Annotated in this window: 15 protein-coding genes, 1 tRNA gene and 1 pseudogene; 11 read left to right on the top strand and 6 right to left on the bottom strand. The window is 68.3% G+C overall.

Annotated features, from left to right (window positions below; translation table 11 throughout):
• Positions 1–367: 367 nt before the first annotated feature.
• Both ABEA10_RS00660 and ABEA10_RS00655 read left to right on the top strand, forming a co-directional pair.
• Positions 368–610: a hypothetical protein gene (locus tag ABEA10_RS00660; RefSeq protein WP_345455831.1), complete on the top strand. Its 243-nt coding sequence runs from the start codon at positions 368–370 to the stop codon at positions 608–610.
• A gap of 131 nt (positions 611–741) precedes the next feature.
• A tRNA-Val gene (locus tag ABEA10_RS00655) sits at positions 742–815 on the top strand.
• 293 nt (positions 816–1108) lie between these two features.
• Here ABEA10_RS00655 and ABEA10_RS00650 read toward each other — a convergent pair.
• The 3 genes from ABEA10_RS00650 to ABEA10_RS00640 form a co-directional block, all read right to left on the bottom strand.
• Entirely contained in the window at positions 1109–1300 is a 192-nt protein-coding gene (locus tag ABEA10_RS00650) for a heavy-metal-associated domain-containing protein (RefSeq protein WP_345455828.1), read from the bottom strand.
• Positions 1293–2711, bottom strand: a complete 1419-nt coding sequence (locus ABEA10_RS00645) for an MFS transporter (protein WP_345455825.1) — start codon at positions 2709–2711, stop codon at positions 1293–1295. Before ABEA10_RS00645 ends, ABEA10_RS00650 begins: the two co-directional genes overlap by 8 nt.
• A 63-nt stretch (positions 2712–2774) precedes the next feature.
• The gene (locus tag ABEA10_RS00640) at positions 2775–3002 is read right to left on the bottom strand and encodes a heavy-metal-associated domain-containing protein (protein WP_345455822.1); all 228 of its coding nucleotides are present in this window, start codon (positions 3000–3002) and stop codon (positions 2775–2777) included.
• A 90-nt stretch (positions 3003–3092) separates the two neighbouring features.
• Between ABEA10_RS00640 and ABEA10_RS00635 the strand changes: the two genes are divergently transcribed.
• Positions 3093–3398: a metal-sensitive transcriptional regulator gene (locus ABEA10_RS00635; protein WP_329240338.1), complete on the top strand. Its 306-nt coding sequence runs from the start codon at positions 3093–3095 to the stop codon at positions 3396–3398.
• 31 nt (positions 3399–3429) lie between these two features.
• Positions 3430–3639: pseudogene (locus tag ABEA10_RS50960) on the top strand (DUF6632 domain-containing protein); the annotation flags it as partial.
• A gap of 120 nt (positions 3640–3759) precedes the next feature.
• Here ABEA10_RS50960 and ABEA10_RS00630 read toward each other — a convergent pair.
• A complete protein-coding gene (locus ABEA10_RS00630; RefSeq protein ID WP_345455815.1) occupies positions 3760–4401 on the bottom strand; it encodes a phosphatase PAP2 family protein in 642 nt (213 codons plus the stop codon).
• Between the two features lie 150 nt (positions 4402–4551).
• Here ABEA10_RS00630 and ABEA10_RS00625 point away from each other — a divergent pair, with 150 nt between their 5' ends.
• Both ABEA10_RS00625 and ABEA10_RS00620 read left to right on the top strand, forming a co-directional pair.
• Positions 4552–4965, top strand: a complete 414-nt coding sequence (locus ABEA10_RS00625; protein WP_345455814.1) for a BlaI/MecI/CopY family transcriptional regulator — start codon at positions 4552–4554, stop codon at positions 4963–4965.
• Complete coding sequence (locus tag ABEA10_RS00620) at positions 4965–5282, top strand: hypothetical protein (protein ID WP_345455812.1); 318 nt, start codon at positions 4965–4967, stop codon at positions 5280–5282. Before ABEA10_RS00625 ends, ABEA10_RS00620 begins: the two co-directional genes overlap by 1 nt.
• Before the next feature lie 685 nt (positions 5283–5967).
• Here the strand turns inward: ABEA10_RS00620 and ABEA10_RS00615 are convergent.
• Complete coding sequence (locus tag ABEA10_RS00615) at positions 5968–6669, bottom strand: DUF5941 domain-containing protein (protein ID WP_345455809.1); 702 nt, start codon at positions 6667–6669, stop codon at positions 5968–5970.
• 354 nt (positions 6670–7023) lie between these two features.
• On the opposite strand from ABEA10_RS00615, the gene ABEA10_RS00610 reads away from it, so the two are divergent.
• The 5 genes from ABEA10_RS00610 to ABEA10_RS00590 all read left to right on the top strand — a co-directional run bounded on the left by ABEA10_RS00610 (position 7024) and on the right by ABEA10_RS00590 (position 11648).
• Positions 7024–7410 (top strand): BlaI/MecI/CopY family transcriptional regulator, encoded by a 387-nt coding sequence (locus tag ABEA10_RS00610; RefSeq protein WP_345455806.1) that lies wholly within the window; start codon positions 7024–7026, stop codon positions 7408–7410.
• Positions 7410–8252 (top strand): M48 family metalloprotease, encoded by an 843-nt coding sequence (locus tag ABEA10_RS00605; RefSeq protein WP_345455803.1) that lies wholly within the window; start codon positions 7410–7412, stop codon positions 8250–8252. The genes ABEA10_RS00610 and ABEA10_RS00605 overlap by 1 nt, the downstream gene beginning before the upstream one ends.
• A gap of 449 nt (positions 8253–8701) precedes the next feature.
• Entirely contained in the window at positions 8702–9313 is a 612-nt protein-coding gene (locus ABEA10_RS00600) for an RNA polymerase sigma factor (protein WP_345455800.1), read from the top strand.
• Between the two features lie 752 nt (positions 9314–10065).
• Positions 10066–10434 carry an STAS domain-containing protein gene (locus ABEA10_RS00595; protein WP_345455797.1) on the top strand — a complete coding sequence of 123 codons (369 nt, stop codon included), beginning with the start codon at positions 10066–10068 and terminating at the stop codon, positions 10432–10434.
• A 665-nt stretch (positions 10435–11099) separates the two neighbouring features.
• Positions 11100–11648 carry a DUF6069 family protein gene (locus ABEA10_RS00590; RefSeq protein ID WP_345455794.1) on the top strand — a complete coding sequence of 183 codons (549 nt, stop codon included), beginning with the start codon at positions 11100–11102 and terminating at the stop codon, positions 11646–11648.
• A 282-nt stretch (positions 11649–11930) separates the two neighbouring features.
• Here ABEA10_RS00590 and ABEA10_RS00585 read toward each other — a convergent pair whose 3' ends face one another.
• Positions 11931–12929 (bottom strand): RNA polymerase subunit sigma-70, encoded by a 999-nt coding sequence (locus ABEA10_RS00585; RefSeq protein WP_345455791.1) that lies wholly within the window; start codon positions 12927–12929, stop codon positions 11931–11933.
• Positions 12930–13370: the final 441 nt, after the last annotated feature.

Below are 13370 nucleotides of genomic sequence, written 5' to 3'. Positions count from 1 at the left end.
TCTTCTTGGCATGAGCTCGAGCCCAGGAGAGAATGATCCATGACCGTCGAAGCTATAGTTATTGCACGTCGGGTAACACACGTCGTCGTACAGCTGGCCTTGAATGCCATTCCAGAAGACACAGACTGGTGCTGATAGTTCACAAATGCCTCTTTTGGCGATACACCCTGCGCTCCAGTTGAATAAAAGCCACACCCCGACAACACACCGAAAGGCAAGGCAAAGGGCAACGTCAACAAAGCGCCGGCCGCCTGAGATCAGCCATGGCCATATCGCTGGGCGTAACAGCCCAAGCCTCTACGGCGCTGTAGATCTTGTGTCATCTCACCCCATAGACTCCATACCGACAGACGGCCGGACCGGCATCGTGACGACCGTCGGGCGGCACCGCGTACCGGCCGCCACGCACCACCACACCGGGCTGTTCCACGCCGACCACCTCACCGCCGTCGTCGCGGTCGGCGCCGTGCTCTGGATCCTCGGCACCGCCTTCGTCACCAGCTGGCAGGACAGCGGCAACAGACTTCGGGGCATACTCAGCGAACTCGACGAGCACCACGACCCGCACGCCGAACAACACACCGATGCACATACGGCGAGCCCTCACTGAGGACCGCACACCGTCGAGACACCACATTGCGCATTCGTGCTCGCCGTATTCGCGCCCTCTCCTGACCACCGTGCCGAATACGTGCCCAGATCCCGTCGGGCCGACTCGATCAGCATGTGTTTGCGCAGGTCAGCGGAGCTCCTGGATCCTTGACCGCACTGATCCTACAAACCAGGAGTCGCTGGTTCGAATCCAGCTGTGCCCACGTCTTGATCAACATGCGAAACGGCGCCTGACCTGCGACTTCGAGGTCAGGCGCCGTTTGTGTGAGGTCCGGCTGTCTCTGGCTGTGACCGGTTCCCGGCGGCCATCCGCGCCCAGGATGCGGAAGGCGAACTCCCCCATGTCGGTGTGGGTGTTCGTTGCCTCGGCGCTTGCCCTGATGGGGCCGGCCAGGTGACCGGCCCCGCAGGCCACGCCTAACACCGTCGCCAGCCCGAGTGCGAAGACGCTCGGCTTGGCTGGTGTGTTCATCACTGTTCTTTCCGCCGTAGTCGATCAGGAGCCGACGACTTCGTAGCCGGCCTCGTCGACCGCCTCGCGTACCGCCGTCTCGTCGAGAGGGGCGGCGCTGGTGACGGTGACCGGACCGGAGGCCAGGTCGACCTGGACATCGGTGACGCCGTTCAGCCGGCCGGGGCGTATCGTCGCGACGTGATGCCGGTTACGTGATCGTTGCTGGTCAGACATTGACGGTCTCTGGGTCGGGTGTCGGTGCCGACCGTGGGATGCGAAGTGAGATCAAGCCGAGGATCGCACCGGCGAGGGCGACGACGCCGGCACCGATGAAGGCGGCCTGGAATCCGTTCGTGAGAGAGTGCGGGTCGCCGAGGTGGCTCGCTCCCTTTGAGGTCGCGATGGCGGTCATGACGGCCAGGCCTACCGCCGAGCCGATCTGGTAGGTCGTGTTGACGATTCCGGAGGCCAGCCCGCCCTGCTCCGGCGGGACGGCTCCGATCGCCGCCATGGTGGCCGGGATGAAGACGAGCGCCATGCCCACCGCGGAGATCAGTGAGCCGGGTAGCACGTCGGCGAGGAAGGTACCGTGCGCGCGGACGGTGGACAGTACTCCGAGCCCGCCGGCGAGCACGACCAGGCCGGTGACGATGAGCGGCTTGGTGCCGAAGCGGGCGATGAGCCGGCCGGTCACCCCGACCATCAGGATCATCATCAGCGCGGTCATCGGGACCAGCGCGGCGCCGCTGGGGAACGCGCCGTATCCGAGGACCTGTTGCAGGTAGAGGTTGAGGAAGTACCACATCGGGATCCATGCCGCACCCAGCAGCGTCATCGCCACGTTGGCTCCGGCGAGGTTGGGCGTGCGCCAGACCGACAGCGGCATGAGCGGCCGTCGTACCAGTCGCTGGATGAGCACGAACGCGGCCAGCAGGACCACCGCGCCGGCGAGCTGGAGGATCGTCGTGCTCGTGCCCCAGCCGCGCTGGGGCGCCTGCACGATCGCGTACACCGCCAGCGCCAGGCCGCCGGTGACCGCGACGGCTCCGGCCAGGTCCAGACCCGCCTTCCGGCCCGGGACGGCCGGCAGCAGGGCTGGGGTCATCAGGAGGCTCAGCAGGCCGATCGGGATGTAGATGATGAAGACGTACGGCCAGCTCAGCCACTCGGTGATGACACCGCCGAGGAAGACGCCGGCGGTCCCGCCGGCCGGTGCGGCGGCACCGTAGAAGGCCAACGCCTTCGGCAGTTCGCTCGGCTGCCCGGCGAACAAAACCATCAATAGCGTCATCGCCGCAGGCGCGATCAACGCCGCTCCGACACCTTGGACGGCCCGGCCGGTCACCTCCAGCGCGGGACCGTTCGCCGCCGCCGCGACGACCGACCCGGCGATCAACGCCAGCCATCCGATGGCGAAGACGCGGCGGGCGCCGAGCAGGTCCGACAGCCGGCCACCCAGCAGTAGCAGGCCGCCGAACGCGACGACGTAGGCGTTGAACACCCACTGCAGGCCGCCCGGGCTGAAGCCCAGGGCGTGCTGCATGTCGGGCAGGGCCACCCCGATGATCGAGGTATCCATGATGACCATGAACTGGGCACCGGCGAGCACGACCAGTGCCCACCAGCGCCGAGGATCAGCAGACATCCCAATTCCCTTCCGCGGGGCGCGGCGCACAGGCTGCGCCCCGGATGAAGACCGCCGAAACGGTCAGATCGTGGCGATCTCGCGAATCGCGGAGTCGGTGGCGGTGCCCGCCACCGCGATGCGTCCGGCGGCCAGGTCGACGGTGACAGCAGTGACGCCGTCGACCTGCTCGACCGCTGCGGTGACCTTTGTCGCGCACGGTTGACAGGTCATGCCCGTGACCGTGTAGGTGCGGTCCGTCGATTCGGTCCGCGTGGCCGTCGAGGCGGCGCCGGTCTCACATGTGCACATGTCCACTCCCTTGGTACGGATACCCCCTACGGGTACCGACCAAGACGAGAACGTAACATACCCCCAGGGGGTAGAGGTACAGTGGGAAACATGACGCCTGCCAGCACCACCGCGCCGACTCGCGGCTATACCGCCACCAAGGACCAGCTGCAGACCCGGTTGCGCCGCGTCGAAGGTCAGGTCCGCGGGATCCAGAACATGGTCGACGAAGACCGCTACTGCATCGACGTGCTCACGCAGATCTCCGCCATCCAGGCGGCCCTCGACAAGGTCGCCCTCGGCCTGCTCGACGACCACGTACGCCACTGCGTCAAGGAGGCGACCGCCGAAGGGCGCAGCGACGAGATGACGACGGAGATGATGTCGGCGATCGGACGCCTCATGCGACGCGGATAGTCTCGCGGCGACCTGCGCGGAAGGTTCGAAGATGACTCAGGAGCGGCGCCTTCGAATCGCCCTCATCGCGGTGGGGATCATCTTTGTCGCCGGCGTGTACCCGATGATCAACCTTTGGCACGCCGGTTTCCGCTGGCGTCCGGGGCAACCCGAGTACGAGCAGATGATCGCGGTGGTCTACGCGACACTCGGAATCTTCCTGATTCGAGCTTCCCGCGCCCCATTCGGCCACCTGTCTCTGATCGCGAGATCCTTCGCAAGCGTCATAGCCCGCCGGAAATCGGGGTGCTGGAGGCGCGCGCCAAGGCCGGCGCCGACGATGGGCCGGGTTCGGGTCGGCCGGGCCTGTCGAACCCGGGCTTCAGCGGGTGCTGGTGAGGAGCAACCGGAGCGGCGTGCGTACGAACCAGTGGATCAGGTGCGCGAGAGGCCGGCGCGTCAGCGGCCAGCCGCCGAAGCTGATGAGGGCGGCCAGAGCCAGTGCGGCCAGCACGTCGTGCGGGTAGTGCTGACCGAGGTAGACACGGGAGAAGCCTTCCAGCAGGGCCAAGACCGCCGCCATCAGGCCGAGTCTGCGGCTGGCCAGCCAGATGCCCGCGGCGAGCGCGGCGGCGAGGGCGGTGTGGTTGGAGGGGAAGGCGTAGTCGCTCGGGCCTGGACAGGGCTGCACGGTGGTCACATGGGCGATCGCCAGACAGGGGCGGCTCTCGGCGAACACCTGCTTGAGCGCCGTGGCCGCGGCGACGCAGACCAGAGTGCCGACCCCTGCCCACGCGACGGCGGTGACGGCGGCCAGGTCGCCACGACGCCGGGCGTTCCACCAGGCGAGGACCAGCAGAGCGCACAGCATGAGGACGCCGACGGTGGTGTAGGCGGTCATCAGAGGCTGAAGCCAGGGAGTGCGCTGAGCGAAGCCGGTCATGCCGCGGTACCACGTGCCGTCGATTGACGGCACGTCCAGGGCGAGCAGGTGATCGGCGGAAGCCGCGGCAGGCGATGTCATCGGCGGACGGTCCTTGTTCTGACAGGAGGCCCCAGGGCCTGCGGTGGTGCGGCGGGTGGCCGAGCGTGACACACTCGGACACCACGCTTCTTCTACGCATATGTAGAAGTTTGCTGCGACTGTAGAGGATGAACCGACGGTGATCAAACCGTGAACCCGCGCAGCGGCGGGACGGCCGGGGGGCGACGGCCCAATGGAGCGCTTGCCTCCGAGGTCCTTACGGTGTTGCAGGAGGCGTCCGAGGCGTTGACCGCTGGGCAGGTGCTGGAGCGCCTGGGCGGCGGCCTGGCCTACACCACGGTGGTGACCACACTTTCGCGGCTTTATGACAAGCAGGTCCTGTCGCGGGTCTCGTCCGGACGGGCGTTCGCGTACGCGCCGGTCACCGACGCCTCGGGGTTGACCGCGCGCCGGATGCATCAGGTACTGGCCGACGGTCCGGATCGCGAGCAGGTGCTGACGCGTTTCGTCAGCGACCTTGCGACCAGTGATGCGACGTTGCTGCGGACCCTGCTCGAAAACGGCGTGGAGCGCGCGTCTGAACGGCTGGAGCGGGAGGAGTAATGCGGTTCGCCGTCTACCTGCCGTTCATTGTTCCGGTGGTGGCGGGGCCGGCGGCCCGGCCGCTGGCGGAGCGTCTGACGCCGCGCCTGGCGACCTGGCTGCTGACGCTTTCGGCCGTGCTGCCGGCGGCCGGCAGCAGCACCGCTTTGGGGTTGTTGATGGTGACCGGCCTGGCCAGGATCCCGCTGGTGGCCGGGCTGGCGCATCGGTCGGTGAGGGTGGTCGTCGCGGGAGATCCGACCGCGCTTCCGGTCGCCGCCGTGCCGAGTGTGCTGCTTCGCAGCTTCCGGTGCAAGGTGATGATCTCGACGTCGTGACGGTCCGCGAGATGGTTGGCGAGGGTCAGGGTGGCGCGGATCGTGCCGCCCATACCGTGCGCGGCCTTGAGAAGAAACGTGATCTTCATGCCTGGCATCTCCGCGGGGGTAGGTCCTCGCCGCGCCTGCCGTCGCCTCGCCGATCTGGCGATCACATAGAGGCTTGTACCTCTGTGAGCAGCGAGAGTATCTACTATTCGAATAGCAGGCATGCGATCCCCGAGTCCCCGCCGCCCGCCGGGCATCTTGGGAAGACGAAGTACTCGCCGCGTGGGCACCGCGCAATGACCGAACTGCTGGACCGCCGCCAAGACCGCGCCCGGGGCCCTCATCCGCTTCGTCGGCTACTACGCAAAGAAGACGGTCGCTGACGTGCACGTCCTCGTCTATCCGCCGTTCGTGGCCTCACTGCTGCCGGGCGCATCCGGCCTGCGGCTGACCAGACGCTGTTCATCCGTGAGCTCATCGTCGTCGGGACCCATGAGGGCTTGGCCGCCACCCGGGCCCGCTGTACAACCACATTCCCAACCTGAAGGAACTACGCGGCGCGACATCGAGGCGCGCCCCAACGGAGCACCTGCGGCCGATGCCGGCGCACATCATCGGGCCGGGCCGACACCTCGCGGAAGCGGCGGTGGGAAAACGGGCGCTCCGAGCCTGCCTGCCATGGCCTCGACCCATTGCCTCATGCGTCATAGACCTCGGGCGGAGCGACGTCGGCAACGTCCTCTTCTTCGAGATCGACCACGACTCCACGCCGGTCGGCGCGGATCCAGGTATGGACGCTCTCGGCGACGAACAGTATGCCGAGGTAGACCGTGAGCACCACGTAGATCAGCGATGCGATGTGCGCGATGGCGGCGATGCCCGCGATGAGCATCCGCCCGTCCCAGCCGAGTCCGGCGCCGAAGACCCGGGCGGCCGGCCACAGCCGTTGCCTGGTCCGGTAGACGGTGTCGTAGTGATGGAAGGCCAGGACGCCGAGGAGCACGTAGACCAGCGGTTTGGGAACCGCATGAGAGAAGCCCACGGTGGCGAGGTATCCGTACTCGATGAGGCGGATGACGATGGGCGCACCCCAGTCCAGCCGCCCGGTGTGCGGATGAGTTGAGCCCGGTCCGGCCGGCAACAGCGCCAGCACGGGGGCGAGCAGTACGAGACTGGTCTGGCCGCCGACTCCGGCGAGCAACAAGACGAGCGTGACGACGACCGCGACGATCAGCGGCGGCAGGGGAGGCAACTGCCCGTGGGCCAGCCGGCCCAGGCCGACGGCGATCGGGCCGTCGTCGCGGTAGGCCAGCAGCCGGCGCGTGTGGAAGGCGGCCTCGGTCTCGTCGTCGGTGACTCGCGTCGCCCGCGCTTCGGGTGGGGTGTTCGGCGTGGTCATGGGCTATCCGGTCTCCGAGTCGTACTGGGTTCGGCCGCGACCGAGGCGCGAGGACGTACGCAAGAAGGCAGTGGCGAGCAGGGGCCTCAACGGGGTCAGGAGCAGTCATGTGGCGACCCTTGTGAACGCGGGGTCTTGGAGGGCGTATCCGGCCGACCTCGGCAGCGGCAGTCCGACACGCGGGCTGAGGATGAACGTGGGCCGCAATCGGTGGTCGCCTTTTCACTCGGGTCAGCGGTCAGTGCTCGCACGGTCTTCCGCCGCGATGAGAGATGACCCTATCTACTATCGCAGTCGTACTCGCCGGATAGTACTAGCTGATGCGTATGATGCCGACATGGATGAGGAGACTCGATGAACGCGACACCCGAAGAGAGCCCGCACGGCCGGCGCCCGCCGGGCATGCTCGAGGACGAGTTGCTCGCGGTGCTGTGGGCCACCGGCCGGCCGATGACCCCGGCCGACGTGCAGGTCCACATCGGCCACCGGCTCGCCTACACCACCGTGATGTCGACCCTCACCCGCCTGTATCGCAAAGGCCTGGTCACCCGGGAACCGACCGGACGCGGCTACATCTACACGCCCGCGGTGAACGAAGCCGACCACACCGCCCAGGCGATGACCGAGCTGCTGAGCCGCCGCACCGACCGCGCCGGCGTACTCACCCGCTTCGTCTCCTCCCTGCCCCCAGAGGACGAGGCGTTGCTGCAACGGCTGCTCCGCGGTGAAGACGGACCCTGATGCGCGTCATCGTCTACCTGCCCTTCGTGGTCTCCGCGCTGCTGGCGATCGCCGGACCACGACTGGCGCACCGGATGCCGCCCAAGACCGGAACACGCCTCCTGCTCACCGCCGCGCTGGGATGCGCGCTCGCCTTCGCGACGGCACGCCGGCTGCGCACGCTGCACCACGTACGGCGCGAAGCCCGGCGGCTCGGAGACGGACACCTCGTCGTCATCGACGAACCGCAGATCGAAGCGTTCGCCGTCCCGACCCGCGACGAGCAGGGCGGCCGGATCGTGATCTCCACCGGAATGCTGCGCACCCTCACCGACGACGAACGCCGCGTGCTGCTGGCCCACGAGACCGCACACCTCAACCACCGCCACCACCGCCACCGCACCCTGGCCACCCTCATCGCCGCGGCCAACCCGATCCTGGTCACGCTCCCCGCGGCCGTCCACCACCTCACCGAACGCTGGGCCGACGAAGACGCGGCGGCCACCACGGACGACCGGCACCTCGCCGCCCGAGCACTCGCCCGCGCCGCGCTCGCCGCCCACGAAGAGAAACGGCGGCCCTCCCCCGGCAGCGCGGTGCTGTGCTTCGGCAAGGCAGGCGTCGGCAACCGGGTACGCGCGCTTCTCGCCGGCACCCCACGACGCCGCCCCGCCATCGCGGCACTCCTGCTCGCCCTCCTCACCGCAGCCCTGCTCAGCACCGCCGAAGCCGGACGCGACAGCGCCCAACAGCTCGACCAGGCCCGCGACCACTACCACGCTCGACCGATCGCCATCTCCGCCGCCGCCCTCCACGAGGCGCACCACCTCACCGCCGTTCTCGAACACCGCCTCCACCACTGACGACTTCCCTGCCGGCTCGTAGCTGTCTGTGTCCACCTTCACGGCGTAGACCTCTCAGGCCTCACTCCCTCAGACCGTGGACTCGGCTCTGCCCCTGAACCGCGTGGCAACAGGTCGCGGTGAGCGGTGCTGAAGCACCGGCCACCCTGGCCTGCGTGGCGCCGCATGTACGGCCACGGCAGGCCGGCCCCGCTTCCCCGGCCTGCCGCGCCCGTGACCGCACGGCACCTCGATGAGGAACCCGGCGCCGTGCGGCGCCTATCACTCCTCCACCGACATCTTCAGCGCCGAGGAACTCGCCGGTGTTACCGCTACGGTGGTGGCCAGCCGATACGGCTCATCCGTACGCCGGACCGCCAAGGCCCAATGCTCCGTCAGGCCATCCGCACTCGCCGGTCGGCCCAAGGAATTCCAGGCGGGTTGCCCGGAAATGACCCATCATGGCGTCGATGGGTCACGTACACGAGCTCGACCGCACACCTCGGCTGAGCAGCGGAGCGGACACCTCACCGCCGGTCGATCTCGACCGTGCTCTGGAAGCGGCGCGGGAGGGGGACGAAGAGGCCTTCCGCACGCTGTACCGCCAGATCCAACCCCGGCTCCTGCGCTACCTTCGGACGCTGGTCGGTCAGGAGGCCGAAGACGTCGCCTCGGAAGCATGGCTGCACATCGCCAAGGACATCGGCTCTTTCAGTGGAGACACCGACCGCTTCCGAGCCTGGACAGCGACCATCGCACGCCATCGCGCCCTGGACCACCTGCGCTACCTTCAACGCCGCCCGACCGAGAACACACCACACGGCCACCTGCCGGAACGGCCCGCACCTGAGAACACCGAGAACCAGGCGCTGGACACCCTGTCCACCCAAGCCGCCCTCGGTCTGATCGCGTGCCTGCCACGCGACCAAGCGGAGATCGTCGTGCTTCGTGTCGTGGTCGGCCTGGATGCCAAGACGGTCGCGAGAATTGTCGGTAAGCGCCCCGGAACCGTACGCACGGCGGCGCATCGCGGGCTACGCCGCCTCGAGCGTCTTCTCAACGATGTGGGGCATCCGCGATGAACGAACCCCGGCTCGATCGTGAGCCGGCAGAGCGGACGCTGCGCGGAGAGCCCGTCGGGCCACCCAGACTCGCCGAACTTCTCGCCGCCGCCTCGTCCGAGTTCGGCGTCGAGGAGCCGACTGGCGAAGACGCGGCCGTCACCGCGTTCCGCGAAGCACGCTCACGCCGCGCCACTCCGCCTCGTTCACGACGGCCGGCAACGTTCCACGGTACGGCCCATGGCCAACGGCACCCGCACCCAACGAAGAAGCCGAGGACCAATCCGAAAAAGCACCTGCCCCACAAGCCCAAGAAGTCGGTGCCTCACCCGGCAGACCGATGAACATCGCAGAGGCTCGACAAGCCGGGCCCTGCCCATCGAGGGCTCGAAGGGCAGGGCCCGCCACCACGCGTCCAAGCAAGCCGGCGGCTCCGACCTGGCGAGCGGTCACTGGGTCGAGCTGCCGCCGCGGGACTCCCTCGCTCCCGGCCGTGGCCGACACCGGGATGGAGACTCCCTCATATGAGGATCGCGCGTTGAGGCACAGCAGTTGATAGTGCCTCAACCGATTACACCGCCAGACCGGTCGGCCACGTCACCGTACGCGGCCTCGCGCCGAATCTCGAACCGTCCCGCGCCCCTTCACCCTGCGATCGGTGGACTCGCCGACTCCAGCAAGCCGGTGAACATCCACGGCCGCGCCCGGCCATCGAGCTGTTACGTTCTAGGCATCATGCCGTTAGGCTCACCGCCGAGGGCTGGAGGATCCTCATGGATTTCGACGTCACCCAACATCTGGTCGGCGAGATCGCAGTCATCGAAGTGAGCGGATGGATCGAGATAGCGTCGGCACCGAAGCTACGCGACACTCTCATCAACGTGATCGACGAGGGCCGCGTGCACCTGGTGATCGACCTGTCCGGCGTCGTCTTCCTGGACTCCACCGGGCTGGGCGTGCTCATCGGCACGTTGCATCGCCTGCGCTCGCGCGATGGCTCCCTGGCTCTGGCCGGCGCGAGCGACCGCGTGTACAAGGTGTTCCACACCACTCAGCTCACCAAGGTCCTCACGATCACCGAGACCGTCGACGACGCGATCGCCGCCATCAACTCAGGCAAGGCGGGCGGCAAGGCGCCGTGACCAGCCGACCTCACACGTACGCACACCGCCGGAACTCCGCACTGACGGACGGCTCCGCGCAACGGTCGGCCGCTCTCCATGCCGGTGACGGAGCAGTGGCTGGCGACCGGCCAACCATCGGGAGCCGCAGGAGGACGACGAAGGACACCAACGCCACGCGATCGTGATCCACTACGACGGACACCCGAGAACGCAAGCCTCGATGCAGAGCGAGGTCAGCCATCGGCTGGCGTTCACCCTCCGCCGGACGGCTCCGCTCTGTGGGTAGCCACGGAACAACGACCGGCCTGTAACGAATCTGACCCGCGTGGCGCTGTAGGTGATGTGCGGCGGTCACCCCCTGAACCGCTTCGCATCCATGCTGTCCCGGGGTTTGCCCCCGTAACCCCGGGGCGGCCTCGCCCGCAACTGGACTCGAAAACCCGAGCAGCGGCCGGCGGATCACCCCGGGGCGCCGCAATGGGCACCGCCCGATCGGCTTGCCGGACGAGGCGCCAGCGCTGGCCCACAGGCTCATGAGTCGAGTTCGCCGGTGCCACTGTGCGTTTGGGCGATAAGTGAGTTACCACCGTGTTGACGTTGCGTAACGCTTCGACGCGCTGGTGACGTTCCGAACCGATGAGAGGCCGAACCCTCTAGGCACGGCCTCGCCTGAGGAGAGAACAATGCGATCGACCGACATGTCATGGGACGAGCAGACCCGCGCCGACGCGAGCCGGCTATGGGCCGGAGGCGCGGCGACCGCGCTCGTCGCCGCAGGCGTGGCGCTCATCGGCGTCATGGTCTTGCACAAAATCCTCCACGCGCCCATCCTCAGCCCCGGCGGCCTGCGCCAGGCCGCGGACTACGCCATGTTCGCCTTCCCGGTCTCGGCCGCGATCCTGACCCTGCTCGCCACCGGCCTGCTGCACCTGCTGATGTCGACCACGCCTCAAGCCTCGCAGTTCTTCACCTGGATCGCCTCACTGTTCATGGTCCTCGTCGTCCTCCAGGTGTTCCTCCACGACACCGACCTGCTCACCCAGCTGGAAACCGCAGCCTTCTACCTCCTGATCGGCATCGCCATCATCACCTCGCTGCTGGGCGTCTCACGCTCCGCCGTCCGGCACCACCGCCACCAGGCCTACCGGGACAACCACGCGGACGGGTACGCGAGCCCGTACGCCGACCGGTACGCCGACCGGTCCGGGTACCGCCAAGAGCCCTGGCGGTAAACCGGCCTTCGCGAGGGCGGCACCGCCGGCGAGGTCACGGCGCTGTGCAACACCAAGGTCAGCGACGCCCAATGGGCTGCGTTCCTAGACGCCCACGCGCCGCTGCCGGAGGAGGACAAGGGCCGCAAGCGCACCATGGCCGGGAACAGGCGCGACACGCTGACGCGGCTGTGGAACCACCGCAGGCGGGTGCAGCTGGAGCTTCCCGGTGGCGAGCCCGGGCCGGTCCTCGGACTCGACACCGGGTTCGGCCGCGACCACGCGCGAGCGTCCGTGCCGGGTCTACTCCGTGCCGTCCGCCGGCAGGCGCTCCGGCAGCCCGAGCTGCGGGAACCGGTCGTCGTGGAACGTGACGATCTCGGTGATCGCCCCGCCGGTGACGCGCAGGACGTCGATCGTCAGCGGCAGGTACGCGCCCTCCCGCTTCCGCCACAGGTAGAAGGCGATGGCGGGCTGCCGGTTCACCGAGGTAAGGACGGCCCGCAGGTGCTTCAAGCCTTCAAAGCCGCTCTCGACCCAGCCGTTCACCACCGCGTCGCGCCCGACGTACAGGCCCGGCGTGGGCGGCATCGAGAAACGCACGTCGTCCCGCAGCAGCGCGGCGAGCCCGTCGACGTCCGTGGCCACGCTGGCGTCTGTATAGCGGCGCACCAGCTCGCGCGTCCCGGCGTCCCCCTCACCGCCCGTCCAGTCCTGCCGCTCGGCGGGCAGGTACTCCCGCATCCCGGCACGGGCCCGCTGCAGCGCACTGTTCACGGAGTTGACGGAATTCCCGAGGAGCTCCGCGACGTCCTTCGCCGGCCAGCCGAGCACGTCCCGCAGGATCAGCACGGCCCGCGGGCGCGGCGCGAGGTGCTGGACCGCGACCAGGTACGCCAGCTCGATCGTCTCCCTCGCGACCGCGACGGTCTCCGGCTCGTCCGCGCCGCCCGCGGGCAACTCGTCGAGCAGCCCGTCCGGGTAGGGCTGCAGCCACAACACCTCGCCACCGGTCGCAGGCTCCGGGCGGTACTTGGCGAGCAGATCCAGGCAGGCGTTGGTGGCGATCCGGTACAGCCAGGCCCGGAACGTCGACCGCCCCTCGAAGGTCTCCCGCCGCCGCCAGGCACGCAGGAACGTCTCCTGCACGGTGTCCTCGGCGTCCTCGAACGACCCGAGCATCCGGTAGCAGTGCACGTGCAGCTCCCGCCGGTGCCGCTCCGCCAGCCCCGAGAACGCCGGCTCATCGACCTCGCCCAGACCGCCCACGCCCAGCTCCTCCAGCCGCGTGTCCCCACTCATCACGTCATCCTTCCGCCTCGTCATGTCCCGTCGTAGGTATGACGGCTGCGGGCGCGACAACTCATCACCAGGCCCAGCCGGCACGGAGTGTGTCCCGGATGGCGTGCGCTTTGCCGCTCGCCGTTTTGGCGGCTTCGCCGTAGCCCGCGATTTCTTTCCGGGGGCAGGCTGACGCAAGCCCGGCGCACCAGCGGCGACTCGTACTGCTGATCCGTGAACACCGTCGGGCGTGCCTGCCTCCAGGCGCGCCTGTAGGTGATCGTCGGAAGATCCCCGCCCCTAACTACGGTGAACAGCCGCGCCCTCGGACCGTCCTACTGTTTCTGGGAAGACGACGGTCAGGACGACCACGACGCCAACGCCGTTCGGTTAGCGGTTTGGGTTGTTGGGCGAGCCGGTGACGGCGATTCGAGTGGTTGTCCGGTCGGCGGCCCGGCACGC

The sequence above is a fragment of the Actinoallomurus oryzae genome (assembly GCF_039541955.1).
In the GTDB taxonomy this organism is placed as follows: Bacteria; Actinomycetota; Actinomycetes; order Streptosporangiales; family Streptosporangiaceae; genus Actinoallomurus; species Actinoallomurus oryzae.
Note: the sequence above shows the minus strand (reverse complement) of the source record. Positions and strands in the feature narration are given on the sequence as shown.

What these genes read in the sequence shown, in the direction of transcription:
- ABEA10_RS00650 (WP_345455828.1), bottom strand. Translation starts at nt 1,300, where the DNA reads ATGTCTGACCAGCAACGATCACGTAACCGGCATCACGTCGCGACGATA.
- ABEA10_RS00645 (WP_345455825.1), bottom strand. Translation starts at nt 2,711, where the DNA reads ATGTCTGCTGATCCTCGGCGCTGGTGGGCACTGGTCGTGCTCGCCGGT.
- ABEA10_RS00640 (WP_345455822.1), bottom strand. Translation starts at nt 3,002, where the DNA reads ATGTGCACATGTGAGACCGGCGCCGCCTCGACGGCCACGCGGACCGAA.
- ABEA10_RS00635 (WP_329240338.1), top strand. Translation starts at nt 3,093, where the DNA reads ATGACGCCTGCCAGCACCACCGCGCCGACTCGCGGCTATACCGCCACC.
- ABEA10_RS00630 (WP_345455815.1), bottom strand. Translation starts at nt 4,401, where the DNA reads ATGACATCGCCTGCCGCGGCTTCCGCCGATCACCTGCTCGCCCTGGAC.
- ABEA10_RS00620 (WP_345455812.1), top strand. Translation starts at nt 4,965, where the DNA reads ATGCGGTTCGCCGTCTACCTGCCGTTCATTGTTCCGGTGGTGGCGGGG.
- ABEA10_RS00615 (WP_345455809.1), bottom strand. Translation starts at nt 6,669, where the DNA reads ATGACCACGCCGAACACCCCACCCGAAGCGCGGGCGACGCGAGTCACC.
- ABEA10_RS00610 (WP_345455806.1), top strand. Translation starts at nt 7,024, where the DNA reads ATGAACGCGACACCCGAAGAGAGCCCGCACGGCCGGCGCCCGCCGGGC.
- ABEA10_RS00605 (WP_345455803.1), top strand. Translation starts at nt 7,410, where the DNA reads ATGCGCGTCATCGTCTACCTGCCCTTCGTGGTCTCCGCGCTGCTGGCG.
- ABEA10_RS00600 (WP_345455800.1), top strand. Translation starts at nt 8,702, where the DNA reads ATGGGTCACGTACACGAGCTCGACCGCACACCTCGGCTGAGCAGCGGA.
- ABEA10_RS00595 (WP_345455797.1), top strand. Translation starts at nt 10,066, where the DNA reads ATGGATTTCGACGTCACCCAACATCTGGTCGGCGAGATCGCAGTCATC.
- ABEA10_RS00590 (WP_345455794.1), top strand. Translation starts at nt 11,100, where the DNA reads ATGCGATCGACCGACATGTCATGGGACGAGCAGACCCGCGCCGACGCG.
- ABEA10_RS00585 (WP_345455791.1), bottom strand. Translation starts at nt 12,929, where the DNA reads ATGAGTGGGGACACGCGGCTGGAGGAGCTGGGCGTGGGCGGTCTGGGC.